We start from the raw sequence: 16,369 nt of genomic DNA, 5'->3' as shown, positions 1-16,369 counted from the left end.
ATAAGTAAAATACAGATTATAGCCAAAACTACAACATATGTAATGTTCTAAGTCTATAAAATGATCCTAGAAAGCTCTTGTAAATAGTCGATTCAAGAAAAATTTTGAGTTGATTTTTCACTTTTAATGATTGTGAAAAAGTGAGTAGAACACCAAAATTACACCATTAATATGTAAGGTACTGATAATTATAAGGAGTATCTATATAATGATTTTAGTAACAGGTGGGTTAGGCTTTTTAGGTTCTCATATTGCTATAAGCTTAATAACTAAAGGACACGATATTGTCATTGTAGATAATTTATCTAATTCTAATCTTCAAATTTTAAAACGCCTTGAATATATCGCTCAAAAATATATTGCATTTGTTAAAGTAGATTTACGGAATACCCCAGCATTAATAAAAGTTTTAGAATCTTATCCAATTACTGCAGTAATTCATGCAGCAGGCTTTAAGTCGCTTGCCGAATCTGTGATAAAACCTTTGGAATATTATAACGCAAATGTTAGTTGTATTATGAGTTTGTTTCGTGCAATGCAACAAACAGGCATTCGAACATGTATATATTTATCAAGTTTACAAGTTTATGGAAGATCGAGTCTAAATTTAACAGAAGATACTGTAATTAATTATGCTTACGATAATCCTTATATAAGATCACAACAGATGGTTGAGCAAATTATTCAGGATACTTTTATTACTGATAATGAATGGAAAATTACTATTTTACGAGTAGGAAATGTGGTTGGTGCATTTGAACATGCTATTTTGGGTGAAATGATTCCGCCATTCCCTAAAAATATTGTGTCTTTAGCTTTGCAAGCTTCTATAGGAATTCGTGAGAATATTGAGTTAAAAAGATGTTCATCGACACAAGACTTTACCGTAGAGCGTAGTTTTGTCCATGTTCTAGATTTATGTTCAGCTGTGGAACAGAGTTTAAAATGGTTATCTTTACAATCACATATATTAGAAATATTTAATATCGGTGGTTATACATTGTCTATTATCGGTCTAATACAAGTGATTGAAAATGTGACTGGGCAAAAAATTAATGCCATTAGCCATGCGTATGATAATTTTCATGAGCTCGCACAAATTGGTACACAAAGCATAAAGGCCAAAGAAAGTTTATCTTGGCAAGCAAAAAGAACAATTCAGCAAATGATTTCAGATCAATGGCAATTTTATAATCAAGTGTTAAATGGGCGGTAATATTGGGTTAAAATTTAAGAGATTTTTTTGTAAATAATTATCATTTACAAAATCATTTAAATTACATAATATAAATGTGTAGCCATAGCATGCAGATTTTGCTAGCGCCAAGAAATTAATAAGGATTTAGAGGTTAACTATGCAAACACGTATTGAACATGACACAATGGGCGAAGTTGCTGTACCAAGCAACGCTTTGTGGGGTGCACAAACTCAACGTAGTTTACAGAATTTTAAAATTGGTGGGGAAAGACTTCCAAGACCAATGATTCGTGCAATGGGGCTAGTGAAAAAAGCCGCAGCAATTACCAATGCTGAATTAAAACAAATTCCACAAGAATTAACGAATTATATTGTGGGTGCAGCAGATGAAGTAATTTCTGGTCAGTGGGATGAACAATTTCCATTGGTCGTTTGGCAAACGGGTTCTGGCACTCAAAGTAATATGAACTGTAATGAAGTCATTGCTAATATTGCGAATCAAAAGTTAGGAAACCCTTTAGGTTCACAAAAACCAGTACATCCAAATGACCACGTAAATCGTGCGCAATCAACGAATGATTCATTTCCAACTGCAATTCATGTGGCGGCAAGTCTACAAATTAATGAACTTTTAATCCCTGCCGTAACTCATTTACGTAATACTTTAGAAGAAAAATCTAAAGCATTTTCTGAGATTGTCAAAATTGGACGCACCCACTTACAAGATGCAACACCATTAACGTTAGGACAAGAGTTTAGTGGTTATGTTTCTCAGCTTGATCATGGACTAAAACGTTTACAACAGGCATTGGAAGGTTTATATGAGCTTCCTTTGGGAGGGACAGCAGTGGGTACTGGGTTAAATGCACACCCAGATTATGCTGAAAAAGTTGCAACTGAATTGGCAAATTTAACAGGCTTACCGTTTATTACCGCACCGAATAAGTTTGAAGCTTTAGCTGGGCGTGATGCGGCAGTATTTGCCTCAGGTGCATTAAAAACATTAGCAGCAAGTTTAAATAAAATAGCCAATGATATTCGTTGGTTAGCGAGTGGACCTCGATGTGGTTTTGGTGAATTAAGTATTCCAGAAAATGAACCAGGTTCAAGTATTATGCCAGGTAAAGTGAATCCAACTCAAAGTGAAGCAATGACAATGGTTGTTGCTCAAGTGCTTGGCAATGACACAACAATTAATGTTGCTGGAGCATCGGGTAATTTCGAGCTTAATGTATTTATGCCAGTGATTGCATTTAATTTATTACAATCTATCCAATTACTTGGAGATTCATGTAATAGTTTCAATGAGCATTGTGCCGTAGGTATTGAGCCGAATTACGAAAAAATCGATCATTTTTTACATGATTCTTTAATGTTAGTGACAGCTCTTAATCCAGTGATTGGTTATGAAAATGCTGCTAAGGTTGCAAAAACAGCTTATAAAGAAGGCAAAACATTAAAGCACGTTGCGGTTGAACTAGGACTTGTTACAGCAGAGCAGTTTGATGAAGTTGTTCGACCAGAAAATATGGTTTCACCAAATGCGAAATGATGAGTGTAAAATTGACATTAATTTGATCGTATCATAAATCTTAAATTGAATGATCAGTAATTTTATTTTTTATGCAGTACTATATAAAAGATATTATTACTGATTTTTTACGTTGAGGGTGTGTCTCAAATAATATGTAATAAACATTATGCTCTTAGGAATGGTTAAATATTTGAATTAAAATGTACCAATCACATAAAAAAATTGAATAAATAGCACAATTAAAAAATGCAATTAGTTATACATATTAAAAAATCACAAGATATAGATTTAATCATTCGATAAAGTACTTCCAGTTATTACTGGAAAGCTTGAAGAATTGTGATTGAATAACTTGTTATAATTGTTAAAATACATTTCAGTTTTTCTTGCTATTTTTTTATTTACATTGATTTGTAAAATTTTGAATTAGTGAATATAAAACAGTAATTTACTGAAGGAATACCTTAATGCTTGCGATTTATTTAACAGATGCGAAAAAAGAAGTTCAATTTAATGATTACCCAGGCGAGCATCCTGTTAAATTTATTTTAGATTTGAAGAAAATTTTTCCAAGTGTAATGGAGCTTTTACTTCCTGTTTTACCAGAAAATGAAAATATGGAAGAAATTACATGGGAATCAACGTCTCAAGATTTTGAGTTATTTCAATTATTGTTAAGCGGATGGGGAGTAATCGAACTTAGATTAGTCACAATTGCACAATTCAGAGATAAAGTATTCGCAGATGGGATTGTTAAAAAAGCACAAACTAAACGCAAAGAATTGGCAAAAACTCAAACAAAATTAACAACAGTTGAATTGGACTATTTAATGATGCATGAAATTCATGCACAAATTGATGCAGAATTAGTCGAAGTAGGCGAGAAGTTTTATTTACCAATTTTACGTGATTTATGGAAGAATAAAATTTCTCTGAATGTGGTAGAGGCAAAATTTTAAAAAAATAAAAATGATGTTAATTATTTTTAATAAATCATTTTTATAGATTGTTTTGTAATGTTTTATAAGACATTTTTATGAATTTATCAGCTGAGTAAATTGAAAATTAAAATGTGTGCTACATTATTAACGGTCATATTTTAAATGTTATTATTTTAGATGAATAACATGAAATATATTCATTTAATCACTGTTATAGGATGCATTTATGTCAAATCAGTTTATTGATTTAATTACACAACGCCGTACAATTTACGCCATTGGTAAAAATATTGAACAAAGCCCAGAATATTTAATCGATTTGATACAAAATGCGATAAAACAAAGCCCTTCTTCATTTAACTCACAGTCATCACGTGCTGTTATTTTATTAAATGCAGAAAATGAAAAGTTCTGGAATTTTGTAAAAGAAAAATTAAAATCATATGCTAAAGATGAAGAATCAGCAGCAAAAACTGCAGCAAAAATGGATAGTTTTTCTGCAGGAACTGGGACGGTTTTGTTTTTTGAAGATCTAGATGTGGTAAAAGGTTTACAGAAACAATTTCCATCTTATGCAGAAAATTTTCCAATTTGGTCAGAGCATTCAACAGCAATTGCTCAATTCGCAACTTGGGCTGCATTGCATACAGAAGGTCTAGGTGCATCTTTACAACACTATAATCCTATTGTAGATGAAGAAGTTCATCAAGCATGGGATATTCCTGTGAATTGGAAATTACGAGCACAACTTGTTTTTGGTTCAATCGAGGGCGAAGCAAAAGCAAAAGAATATATGAATGATGATCATCGTTTTAAAGTTTTTAAATAAAATAATGTTTATAAGTAAAAAATCCCAGATCATGGGATTTTTTACTTTCAGTTGAATTGATTTTTAATTTATATCGTTTATCTCTTTAATGTTGTTTTTGATCATGTAGTAAAAAGTAGAAAATAATGCAAATAAACGCTGAAATACCACTATATAAATAAAGTTGGGCGTAATTGATATAATTTAAAGCGATACCCAGAAAGTATGGACCAAAGCCTAACCCTGCATCTAAAAAGATATAAAATGTTGATGTTGCAAAACCCATACGCTCTAAAGATGCACTTTTAACAGCAATAGTTTGGCATACTGATTGTATATTGCCATAGCCAAATCCAAGTAATCCAGCACAAAGTAAAAATATAGAAGAGGTCTGTGCAAAACTTAACAATATTAAGGCGCAGCCCATGAGAATAAAAGCAGGGTAAATAATAATATTTTCACCTCTTTTATCCATCAAGGGACCTGTAAAAGGGCGTGAAACTAAAATAGCAATGGCATACATTAAAAAGAAAAATGAGGCAGCAGGAACAAGATCAATTTCTTTAGCATACAAGTTAATAAAAGAGAGTACACCTGAATAACAGATGGAGGTAAAAAGAATAATGATTGAAATAGGAAGCGCTTTAGGCTCAATAAATCGAGAAATAAATGTTGGTTTTAGTGGTTGTTGCGTCGGATTGAGATGTTGTTTTTGGGTGAGAGATATATGTGAGATATTAATAAAAAATGCAACAATAAGGCAATTAATTGAAATTGCAGTCGAAAGTAAGAAAATAGCGTCATAACTGAGATTAAACATCATCCAAATAGCCAAGAAAGGGCCAATTGCTGTACCCAGTGTACTACTCATGCTGTAATAACCGATACCTTCTCCACGACGGGGAGCAGGTAAAATTTGAGCAATAATGGTACCGAGTACAGATGAGGCAATACCCATCATGAAACCATGGCTAAAACGGATTAAAAGTAGCATTTCTAAGTTTAAGGGAAGAAAATATAATATAGAGAAAATTAAAAAGCCTGAAAGACCCATAATGAGCGTTTTTTTTCGCCCTAATTTATCCAAAAACTGCCCAACAATAAGACGACCAATAAGCGTGCCAACAATGAATAAACCTGAAACTAAACCAGCATTCGCTGTCGTTGCATTTAATTCGGTAACGGCATAGCCAACAATTACAACGACTAGTAAATAAAAAATGAGAACCAATTGGAAATTTATAGCACTGACTAGAATAAAATTTCTTGTCCATAAGCGAGCAGCTGAATTACTCATGAAGATCACCACGTCTTGATTTTTCTAATTGATCAGTTAATTGTTGTAGAAGAGTCGTAGACTGCTTCACCTGTTCTGAATCCAAAGTTTGTATTAATCGAGATTCAAACTCATCAACCACATGTGAACATTGTTTAAATAACTCTCGACCAGTTGGACTTAATATGAGTTTCTTTTGGCGTTTGTCATCTGTTTCAACTTGTTGTAAAACATTTAACAACATTAAACTGTGAATTCGTTTTGCAATGGAGGGCTTTGAAACATTTAAATAATCTGCGATTTCTATAGAGGTACATCCATGACGATCTTCGATCACAAACAGCACTTGCCAAAGTGAATAATTGAGCTTGTATGGTACTAAGAGTGTATTGATTTCATCACTCATTATTCTGGCGCAACGCAATATGGAAGTACGAAACTTTAAAGAGGTATTCAAAATAGTTAATCAGGGTAACCAAATGAGGTAACTCTACTCTGAAGACTTATTAAATGCAAGTTGAGTTAAAATAGCCTAAGCAATATTAAATATAAAAATAAAAACATCATAAAATTAAAAAATGCAGTACTATTAAAACTCGTTAAATATTAAGATAGAACACAAATGTCACAAAAAACCGCAAAAATGTCACCACTACAAGAACTCATCGCAGAACAAAAACTATTATGTGAAGAATTTGAATCTGCTTATATTGAGTTAAATGGTCATGATGTGGTTGCAGTTGCTGTACAAACACTGAATCAAGAACCTATTGTCGGGATTCGAAAACCACCAAGTACTGAAGAAGGTGTAAGTTGGTATATTTATGGTGGAGAATTACAAGAGGGTGAGGATTTTTTTGAAACAATGACCATTAAAAAATTACAAGATATTATTCCAGAAGTGCTTCCATACTTGGCATTAGATATTGGCTATAGATTTATGATTGATGGTGATGATTATGAAGATGTTTGGAAAGAAGGCGATCTAGAGTAATTTTATAATAAAGACGTGAGTAAACCAAAAAATATATAGAACATAAAAGAAAGTATAGGCTTTCTTTTATGATTTTCATTCTGGTATGACATTCTGAAAATGATAAATATGACAATTTCATGAATATTTAAAATTGTGTTTATGCTTAAATTTTTTCTTAATAAGAATTATTTGTCGAATATCTTTTTCTATCGTAAATATAATATGTTATAAAAAGATATAAAAAATAATAGTAATAAAACTGATGAAGATAAAAATAAATCAATATATGGGGGTATTGGGCATGGGATTCATATTGATGAGTACATATACCTTTGCTCAAAATAATCTAGATTATGAAATATGTATGAAAGCAGCTAAAAATCAAATGAAGGAATTGAAATCATGCCAAATGGATGAATACAAATTACAAGAAAAACGCGTGGATGTGCAACTAAAAAAATTGCTTTCAAAATTAGAAGATAATCAACGTGAATTATTACAGATCAATCAAGATCGTTGGCTCATACAGCGTAAAAAAATGTGTGGTATTAGAAGCGTAGAAATTCAAGATGCACCAATTGTACAGCTACATTGTCTGGTCAAGGCGACAGTAACTCGGGCAGAATTATTAGAAGTCCAACTTCGTAATAAAAATTTGCTCTAAACATGTAAATCCATATAAAACATGCGGCAAAACAAGGTATCATTAGCTGTTATAAATTTTGACCTTGGAGACACCTTAAGTGGATCGACCGACAATTAGTGCTGAAAATTTACAGGAAGCTGCTGAAAACTTAATAACCATTCGTGATTTTATTCGATTTGGGGTTTCAGCTTTACGTCAATACGATGCTCACTTAGGTCAAGGAACAGAAGATTATTTTGCTGAAAGTTCAGCTTTAGTATTACAGACACTTTCATTAGATTGGAATGCAGATGCTCAAATATTAGATGCTAAACTGCTTCCAAGCGAGATTGCTGAGTTTTTAAGTTTACTAGAACGTCGAATTAATGAAAAAGTTCCTACATCATATTTATTGAATTTAGCTTATTTCTATAATAAGCCATTTTACGTTGATGAACGTGTACTCATTCCACGTTCACCAATAGCAGAGCTTATTGAGAATCGATTTGCACCCTATTTCTTAGGTGAAAATGAAGAAATGGGAGCTGCTGTTAATAATTTACCAGAAAATGCGACCCCTAAAGCACCACAACGCATTTTAGACATGTGTACAGGTTCCGGCTGTATAGCAATTGCTTTAGCATATGCTTTCCCTGATGCAGAAATTGATGCGACAGATCTTTCTAAAGAAGCATTAGAAGTTGCTCAAATTAACTGTGAACATCATAATAAACAATATCAAGTGGCTTTACTTGAATCCGATTTATTTGAAAAAATTCCAGCTGAAAATCAATATGATTTAATTGTATCAAATCCACCTTATGTCGATGCAGAAGATATGGCTGATCTTCCAGAAGAGTTTCTACATGAGCCAGAATTAGCATTGGCTGCAGGACAAGATGGTCTTGATTTAGTGAGAAAAATGTTGGTTCAAGCAGCTGATTACCTAACTGTAGATGGCTTAATTGTCATTGAAGTGGGTAATTCTGAATGGGCAATGCGTCAAAATTTCCATACGGTTGATTTTTACTGGTTACAATTTCAAAAAGGCGGTACTGGAATTTTTGCATTAACAGCAGAACAGTGCCGTAAATTCCGTGAGTTATTCATTCAATCTATTCAAGCATAAGGAGTCGTTGAACGTGGCAGGTAATAGTATCGGACAACTTTTCCGTGTAACGACTTGTGGTGAATCTCATGGCGTTGGCTTAATGGCTATTGTTGATGGTGTTCCACCTGGAATTGAGCTTTCTGAAGCAGATCTACAAAAAGATTTAGATCGTCGTAAACCAGGAACATCTAAATTTGCCACTCAACGTAAAGAACCCGATGAAGTTGAAATTATCTCTGGTGTATTTGAAGGTAAAACAACAGGAACTTCTATTGGATTATTAATTCGTAATACTGACCAAAAATCTAAAGATTATGGAAATATTGCGCAAACATTCCGTCCAGGACACGCAGATTATACCTATACACAAAAATATGGTTTCCGTGATTATCGTGGAGGTGGGCGTTCTAGTGCGAGAGAAACTGCAATGCGAGTCGCAGCAGGAGCAATTGCAAAAAAATATCTCTTAGAAAAATTTGGCATTGAAATTCGTGGACATGTAACTCAAATTGGTCTTGAGAAAACTGAAAAGTTAGATTGGGCGGAAGTCACGAATAACCCATTCTTTTGTGGTGATGTTGATGCTATTCCACGTTTTGAAGCATTAGTTACGTCTCTACGTGAACAAGGAACGAGCTGTGGTGCTAAACTTGAAATTATTGCATCAAATGTGCCTGTAGGTTGGGGTGAGCCTGTATTTGATCGATTAGATGCTGATATTGCACATGCCATGATGTCAATTAATGCGGTAAAAGGTGTTGAAATTGGTGATGGTTTTGCAGTAGCAGAGCAATTTGGACATGAATCTCGTGATGAGCTGACAACGGAAGGTTTCCTTGCAAATCATGCTGGCGGAATTTTAGGTGGTATCTCAAGTGGTCAAGACATTCGTGTTGCCATTGCTTTAAAGCCAACAGCTTCAATTACGACATCTGGAAAAACGATTAATTTAAATCGTGAAGATACGGATGTATTAACCAAAGGTCGTCATGATCCTTGCGTAGGGGTAAGAGCTACCCCAATTGCTGAAGCAATGTTTGCAATTGTACTCATGGATCACTTTATGCGTCATCGTGCCCAAAATGCAGATGTAATTGTGCCATTTGAACCGATTTAAATTAAATAAGTTTAAAAAACCAGACATGATGTCTGGTTTTTTATGATGCTAATCGTCAATTATTATTAACAAAAAAAATTGTAGTTTTTTTAAAAAGATAGATTATTAATAATAATTAAATTAATGATCAATAAGAATGAAAATTTTGCATTTAAATGAATTAAACGGTGTTAAAGTTGTCATCAATAGCATTTTAAAAAGGTTTTTTATACAAGAAAAAATTCACTTTTTTAGTTTAATTCTTGTGATTGTAATTTCATCTGTTTTATCTGTATTAGCGCCTTATATATTTTCACTTGTTATTAATGAAATCAATGAAAATAACTATTTAACTCAATTTAGTACAGGTTTATTTATTTATGCAATTTTAATTGGATTATCTTTAGTTTTTAAAGATGCTGTGACTTATATTGCTGTTATTATGGCAGAAAAAATAAAATATATTAGTTCGATGATTTTTTTTAATAAACTTATTCAAAAATCGTCAACATTTTTTATAAAATATAATCCTGCAGAAATACAAGCGATGCAAGATATAGGAATATCGGCTTTAAATAGAGGAACACAACTTTTAATTACATATTTTATACCTGCAATTATACAAGTAGTACTTTCTTGCTTGCTATTGGGCATAAAGTTAAACGTGACCGTTATGCTGATTATTTTACTGTATGGCGTTTTTTTTATTAGTGTTGCTTATTATGCGAATAAAAATATTAATAAATATTTAGATGTTGCAATCAATGAAGAGCAATTAAAAGCACAAATAATTGGGAATACAATATCGATGATTGAAACATTACGATATTTTAACGCAGGTATCTGGATAGAGAAAAAAATAAAAAAAGCTTCAGATGTTGTACTTAAAAATATAACTTTATATGCATTAAAAAATATCCAATATTCAATTGTTTTTGGTGTTGGAATCTGTATACAGTTTTTTATTACATTTTATATATTTATACCAGAGGTTCAAGCAGGTCACCTGAATATAGGGGATTTGGTACTTTTTAATACCTTATTACTTCAACTAAATAAACCTTTTGAATATATTGGAATGTGTATTTTAGAGTTTAATGCAGCTTATATAGAACTTAAACCTTTTGCAAAAATGTGGAATGTATTTGAATTTTATGAACAAACCAATCAAAAAAGAATATTAAAACATAATATTGGAAAATTACAATTTAATACCGTTTCATTTCATTATGAAAATGGAAAAGGGATTGAGAATATTAGTTTTAATGCGCAAAGAGGTCGCATTGTTTTTTTATTCGGAGAAAGCGGCAAGGGAAAATCAACAATATTTAAACTTGCGTTAAAAGAATTAGAACTTGAGCGAGGAGAAATATTAATTAATGATATTCCTCTAAATTGTATTTCTCGAAATGAGTGGTTTTCTAAAATTGGCGTGATTCCTCAAGAAGTAATGTTATTGAATGATTCAATTCAAAATAATATTTGTTTAGGGCGAAATTATGATCAAAATAAGTTATATCGAGCAGCAGAAAAAGCACAAATACTCACACGTATATTAGAGATGCAAGATGGATTTGATACCGTTATTGGAGAACGAGGATTAATGCTTTCAGGTGGGGAGAAACAAAGAATCGCAATTGCTCGGGCTTTATATGCAGAACCTGAATTTTTATTTTTGGATGAAGCAAGTTCAAGTTTAGATCAAGAAACTGAAATTGAGTTTATGTCCTATATTCGGACATTACAAAATGATGTCACGATTATAGTCATCACGCATCAAAAAAGTTTGATGAATTCTAATGATTATATTTTTCACCTATAAAAATACAGCTATATAATTAAAATTTAGAAAAGTATAAATACATTGTCAAATATGCTTTGGCATATTTGATAGGATTATGCATGTTTAAAATTGTGACCTAAGGCGATGTTTTTAAGTAATTTATTATGAACTAGTCGGAATTTTGAAAAATATTGTTAAGTTTTTTACAAAATGTATACATATAGAAAATATTGAACAACAATTGGTTAACTATTTGTTGTATTTAATTTTTTTTTCTTAACTTACATTCGAAAGATCACATGAATATAAATTAATTTAAAGTAAATAAAAGGACAATAGATATCATGATTCTTTCGACAAAATCTGAGTCTCATTCTTTAGGTAATTTTATGATCGCTCCATCTTTAAGAGCTGATTTATGGATTGAATTACTTTCAAAAGCTCGTTTACTTGCATCTAAACCAGAACAAAAAGTAGTAGATGAATATTCGAAGCATTTAGAGCATATCCGAAAAATTGAAAAGTATTTTGCATTCCCGAGTTTAGAAAAATTGCATGAATTAGATATTCTGTTGAAAGAACAAGAATATAAAGCATTACTGAAAAATACTCAGTTTATTGCAACAGCAATTATTTCTGAAAAATATATGCACGATGCAAGTCTATTTGAGGATCGATATTTAGATGATACTGTAATCGCAGATCGAACTCCTTCTGCAATTAGTAGCTCAAATTATCGTCCATATTTTGAGGTTTTGAGCGTCGTTCCTCATGAGATTTCCCGCTGGCAACATATTGTGCACGAAGCACGACAAATGCGTCGTCCTGAAGACGAATTTGTATATGAACCTGTTGTTGTCGGAAATGCAACAGATGCACTCACTGCGATTATATTAAATTCTCAAATCAATGCTGTTGTTTTATATCAAGGTTTTACTACTCATGCCAGTGAAGATAACTCTATTATTGAGGGTTTAAAATCTGCTTTAAATTTAGATCTTGGTGAAGATGAATCTGAACATGCGATTAAATTAGCGAAGATTATTCATCATTTACGACCTGAAATTGATATTTATTTATTAAGTGATTTTGAAGTTGAAAAAATTGTAAGTTCAGCTGAAAGTAAATGTATTCGTCGTGTATTTTATCAAGTAGAAGAACCATTAGAGCTACATTTATCAATTATTGAGGGTATTCATGAGCGTTATGAAACTCCATTTTTCAATAATCTTAAAAAGTATGCATTAAAACCAATTTCAACTTTCCATGCATTACCAATTGCCCGTGGTAAGTCTGTGTTTAAATCCAACTGGATTAGAGATATGGGGGAGTTCTATGGCGTTAATTTATTCTTAGCTGAAAGTTCTGCAACAACAGGTGGTTTAGATAGTTTGCTTGAGCCAACTGGAAACATTAAAGTATCTCAAGAACGTGCTGCAAAAGCATTTGGGGCAAAAGAAGCTTATTTTGTCACGAACGGTACTTCAACCAGTAATAAAATTGTATTACAGGCTTTACTTGCACCTGGTGATATTGCCGTAATTGACCGTAATTGTCATAAGTCACATCATTACGGCTGTGTCTTAGCAGGGGCACAACCATATTATGTGGAAGCTTATCCATTAACTGAATATTCGATGTATGGTGCCGTACCATTACGTGAAATTAAAACAGCATTGCTAAATTTACGTGATGAGGGGTTGTTAGATCGTGTGAAATTGGTTGATCTAACTAACTGTACTTTTGATGGGCAAGTTTATAATGTGCGTCTCGTGATGGAGGAGTGTTTGGCAATTAAGCCAGATTTAGTTTTCCTTTGGGATGAAGCATGGTTTGGCTTTGCACATTGGTCGCCATTATTGCGTAAACGTACCGCAATGGGGGCAGCGAAAGAATTAACAGAGTGGTTTACCACAGCAGAAGCTCAAAAAAATTATGATGATCAACAAGCTACACTTGGTGCTCACCCATCAAAAGAAACATTATTAAATACGCGACTTTATCCAGATCCAAGTCAGGCGGTTGTGCGTGTCTATCAGACGAATTCCGTACATAAGTCTATGTCAGCATTACGTCAGGGTTCTATTATTTTGGCACATGATGTTTATCATCATCAATTATTGGGACGCTTTAAAGAAGCAATATTCACACATTCTACAACCAGTCCGAATCAGCAGTTGATTGCTTCATTAGATATTGCACGTAGACAAATGGAGCTAGAAGGTTATGGTTTGGTCAATAATTCGATTCAGGTTGCTTTAACAATTCGTCGTGAAGTCAATAATCATCCTTTAATTTCAAAATACTTTAGAATTTTAACCAATGAAGAGATGGTACCAGAAGCATATCGTGTTAGTGGTGTGAAAGATTATACTTCTCATGAAATTTCTTGGGCGGATGCAGCACGAAGCATTCAGGAAGATGAGTTTTTATTGGATCCAACGCGTATTACTTTATTCTGTGGTTCTGCTGGGTTTGATGGTACGTCACTAAAAAAATTACTAGCAGACAAATATAATATTCAATTAAATAAAACCTCTAGAAATAGCGTATTACTCCAATCGAATATTAATAATACACGAAGTGATGTTGCTGCATTAATGCGTGTTCTGATGGAAATATCAAGTGATTTAGAAGACAAATTAAAAGAAGATGGGCAAAGAATTATTTTCGATAGTAATGTTAAATCTTTAGTGGAAGATGTACCTCATTTGCCGAATTTCAGCAGATTTGAATCACGCTATAAAGATGATCAAGCCAAAGAATCAAAACAAGGTGATATTCGTCGCGCCTTTTTTGATGCCTATGATGATCAAAACTGTAGTTATATTTTATTAAATGATCATAAATTAGATGAGCTAATTGCTCAGGATAAAGAGCTTATTTCAGCAAACTTTGTGATTCCTTATCCACCTGGGTTTCCAATTTTAGTCCCAGGTCAAATTATAACTTTAGATGTTGTTACGTTTATGCGTAAATTAGATGTCAAAGAAGTTCATGGCTACGATGCCATTAAAGGATTAAAAGTCATTGGCTTATTTTAAATTGTAAATATTTAGGAAACTTTATAGTCTGGCTTAAATTTAATGTCAAAACCCATCGTTTTATGCGGTGGGTTTTCACTCATTAGAAATGCCAAAACTTAAGAGCTATACATTCAAGCATAGATTTATATGGTTATTTATCATCGCAAAGATCGCGATATTAAGGAAAGCATATGCAATTATATCACTGGTTTGAGACTACGCTACGTAGTTACCCAGAGTTAGCTATTTTCCTCTCGGTAGCTTTGGGCTTTTTAGTTGGTCAATGGAAATTCAAAAGTTTTAGTTTAGGTGCAGTGACTGGCACATTATTGATGGGAATTGTGATTGGTCAAATTGGGATCGATATTTCATCACAAATCAAATCTATCTTCTTCATCATGTTCTTATTTTCGGTTGGATTTGGTGTGGGACCACAATTTGTTCGTGGTGTAGCAAGTGATGGTTTACCTCAAGCAGTATTTGCTGTTGTAATTTGTTTACTTTGTTTAGGCTGTATTTATATTGCTTCGGTTATTGCTGGATATGGTCCAGGTTTAACAGCAGGTTTATTGGCAGGATCACAGACAATTTCTGCCTCTATTGGGCTTGCAACAAATGCAATTACTCAATTAGATTTATCGCCCGAGGCTGTTCAAACTGAGCTTTCGCAAATTCCAGTTGCTTATGCTGTGACGTATATTTTTGGAACAATCGGTACAGGATGGATTTTGGCATTTTTAGGACCAAAATTAATAGGTGTCAATTTAGAAGATGAATGTGCTCGTTATGAACGAGATATGGCGCAAGGGACACCTGAAAATGGGATGCAATCTGCATGGCATGAATATATTATTCGTGCCTATGAGCTATCTCATGAAAAGCTGTCAGAAGAAGATATTGCAGGTAAAACAGTTCGACAAGCTGAAGAGCTTGCACCTGAGCGCGTATTTGTAGAGCGTATTCGTCGAGATGGAAAAATCATTCCATTTGATGCAAATACTGTGCTCAAAGTTGGTGATATTGTTGCCGTTTCTGGTAAACATGAAATATTAGTACATTGGTCAAATCGTGCAACAGAAGTTGCAGATAAAGAGATTATTGATATTCCCGTTGAAGAAGTCGATGTCATTATTACCAATAAAAGTGCTAATAAGAAAACACTGTTGGAATTGTCGAAGTCTCCTCAGACGAAAGGTATTTTTATTCGACGTATTCGTCGAGGTTCTATGGGGGTGGATATTCCAGTATTTGCGCAAACCAAACTTTACCGTGGTGATATTCTTACCATCAGTGGAAGCACTAAAAATGTAGCAGCTGCAGTCGCAGAATATGGCTTTGCGGATCGAGCAACAAGTGTTACAGATATGGTATTTGTTGGTTTTGGTATTGTCATTGGTGGACTGATCGGTGCAATTGTTATTCCTATTCATGGTGTGCCGATAACACTGTCAACTGCAGGAGGGGCATTAATATCGGGTCTATTCTTTGGTTGGTTACGAAGTTTTCAACCAAAATTAGGAAGCGTGCCAAGTGCTACCTTATGGTTTATGAACTCTGTGGGTTTGAATATTTTTATTGCTGTGGTTGGTATTACCGCAGGGCCTACCTTTGTGAAAGGTGTACAACAAGTCGGCTTTGAAATGTTTTTTTGGGGAATATTTGTCACTGGAGTACCTATGCTTTTAGCTCCATTGATTGGGAAATATATTTTCAAATTCGATCCAGCAATTAACTTGGGATGTTGTGGTGGAGCAAGAACCAGTACGGCATCTGTTGCAATGGTTGCTGAAGTCGCTAAAAGTAATGTTCCAATGTTGGGGTATACGGTTCCTTATGCCGTCAGTAATACACTATTAACATTATGGGGTATGGTTGTTATCTTATTAATTAGTTAGTAAGTTTTAGAATAAAATGGGTATCTTAAGATGCCCATTTTATTTATAGCGTCTGATTTAAGTATTAAAAAATCATAATCTCTATCATAATTAAAAAATT

At 33.3% G+C, this 16,369-nt stretch carries 13 protein-coding genes; 11 read left to right on the top strand and 2 right to left on the bottom strand.

Features of this window, described 5'->3' with window-relative positions; translation table 11 throughout:
• Positions 1-208: 208 nt before the first annotated feature.
• From B9T31_RS05855 to B9T31_RS05840, 4 genes are all read left to right on the top strand, one after another.
• On the top strand, positions 209-1,216 hold the full coding sequence (locus tag B9T31_RS05855; RefSeq protein ID WP_086181018.1) for an NAD-dependent epimerase/dehydratase family protein: 1,008 nt from the start codon (positions 209-211) through the stop codon (positions 1,214-1,216).
• Positions 1,217-1,355: 139 nt separating this feature from the next.
• The gene (gene fumC / locus B9T31_RS05850) at positions 1,356-2,750 is read left to right on the top strand and encodes a class II fumarate hydratase (RefSeq protein WP_086181017.1); all 1,395 of its coding nucleotides are present in this window, start codon (positions 1,356-1,358) and stop codon (positions 2,748-2,750) included.
• 449 nt (positions 2,751-3,199) lie between these two features.
• Positions 3,200-3,691: a hypothetical protein gene (locus B9T31_RS05845; protein WP_086181016.1), complete on the top strand. Its 492-nt coding sequence runs from the start codon at positions 3,200-3,202 to the stop codon at positions 3,689-3,691.
• 208 nt (positions 3,692-3,899) lie between these two features.
• Positions 3,900-4,502 carry a nitroreductase family protein gene (locus B9T31_RS05840; protein WP_086181015.1) on the top strand — a complete coding sequence of 201 codons (603 nt, stop codon included), beginning with the start codon at positions 3,900-3,902 and terminating at the stop codon, positions 4,500-4,502.
• Positions 4,503-4,587: 85 nt separating this feature from the next.
• Here B9T31_RS05840 and B9T31_RS05835 read toward each other — a convergent pair whose 3' ends face one another.
• Both B9T31_RS05835 and B9T31_RS05830 read right to left on the bottom strand, forming a co-directional pair.
• Positions 4,588-5,778, bottom strand: a complete 1,191-nt coding sequence (locus tag B9T31_RS05835; protein WP_086181014.1) for an MFS transporter — start codon at positions 5,776-5,778, stop codon at positions 4,588-4,590.
• Complete coding sequence (locus B9T31_RS05830) at positions 5,771-6,163, bottom strand: MarR family winged helix-turn-helix transcriptional regulator (RefSeq protein ID WP_171264701.1); 393 nt, start codon at positions 6,161-6,163, stop codon at positions 5,771-5,773. The genes B9T31_RS05835 and B9T31_RS05830 overlap by 8 nt, the downstream gene beginning before the upstream one ends.
• Positions 6,164-6,379: 216 nt before the next feature.
• Between B9T31_RS05830 and B9T31_RS05825 the strand changes: the two genes are divergently transcribed.
• From B9T31_RS05825 to aspT, 7 genes are all read left to right on the top strand, one after another.
• Entirely contained in the window at positions 6,380-6,751 is a 372-nt protein-coding gene (locus B9T31_RS05825; protein ID WP_086181012.1) for a hypothetical protein, read from the top strand.
• Positions 6,752-7,049: 298 nt separating this feature from the next.
• On the top strand, positions 7,050-7,397 hold the full coding sequence (locus tag B9T31_RS05820) for a lysozyme inhibitor LprI family protein (RefSeq protein ID WP_171264700.1): 348 nt from the start codon (positions 7,050-7,052) through the stop codon (positions 7,395-7,397).
• A 79-nt stretch (positions 7,398-7,476) separates the two neighbouring features.
• Positions 7,477-8,487 carry a 50S ribosomal protein L3 N(5)-glutamine methyltransferase gene (prmB, locus tag B9T31_RS05815; protein WP_086181010.1) on the top strand — a complete coding sequence of 337 codons (1,011 nt, stop codon included), beginning with the start codon at positions 7,477-7,479 and terminating at the stop codon, positions 8,485-8,487.
• 13 nt (positions 8,488-8,500) lie between these two features.
• Positions 8,501-9,586 carry a chorismate synthase gene (gene aroC / locus B9T31_RS05810; protein WP_086181009.1) on the top strand — a complete coding sequence of 362 codons (1,086 nt, stop codon included), beginning with the start codon at positions 8,501-8,503 and terminating at the stop codon, positions 9,584-9,586.
• 136 nt (positions 9,587-9,722) lie between these two features.
• Positions 9,723-11,387, top strand: a complete 1,665-nt coding sequence (locus tag B9T31_RS05805; protein WP_086181008.1) for an ABC transporter ATP-binding protein — start codon at positions 9,723-9,725, stop codon at positions 11,385-11,387.
• Between the two features lie 350 nt (positions 11,388-11,737).
• Positions 11,738-14,392, top strand: coding sequence for a decarboxylase (locus tag B9T31_RS05800; protein WP_086181088.1), 2,655 nt, complete (start codon positions 11,738-11,740; stop codon positions 14,390-14,392).
• Between the two features lie 173 nt (positions 14,393-14,565).
• Positions 14,566-16,269, top strand: a complete 1,704-nt coding sequence (gene aspT, locus B9T31_RS05795) for an aspartate-alanine antiporter (RefSeq protein WP_086181007.1) — start codon at positions 14,566-14,568, stop codon at positions 16,267-16,269.
• Positions 16,270-16,369: the final 100 nt, after the last annotated feature.

The sequence above is a fragment of the Acinetobacter sp. ANC 4558 genome (assembly GCF_002135375.1).
Taxonomy (GTDB): Bacteria; Pseudomonadota; Gammaproteobacteria; order Pseudomonadales; family Moraxellaceae; genus Acinetobacter.
The sequence above is the reverse complement of the archived record's forward strand: the minus strand, read 5'-3'. Positions and strand labels throughout refer to the sequence as shown.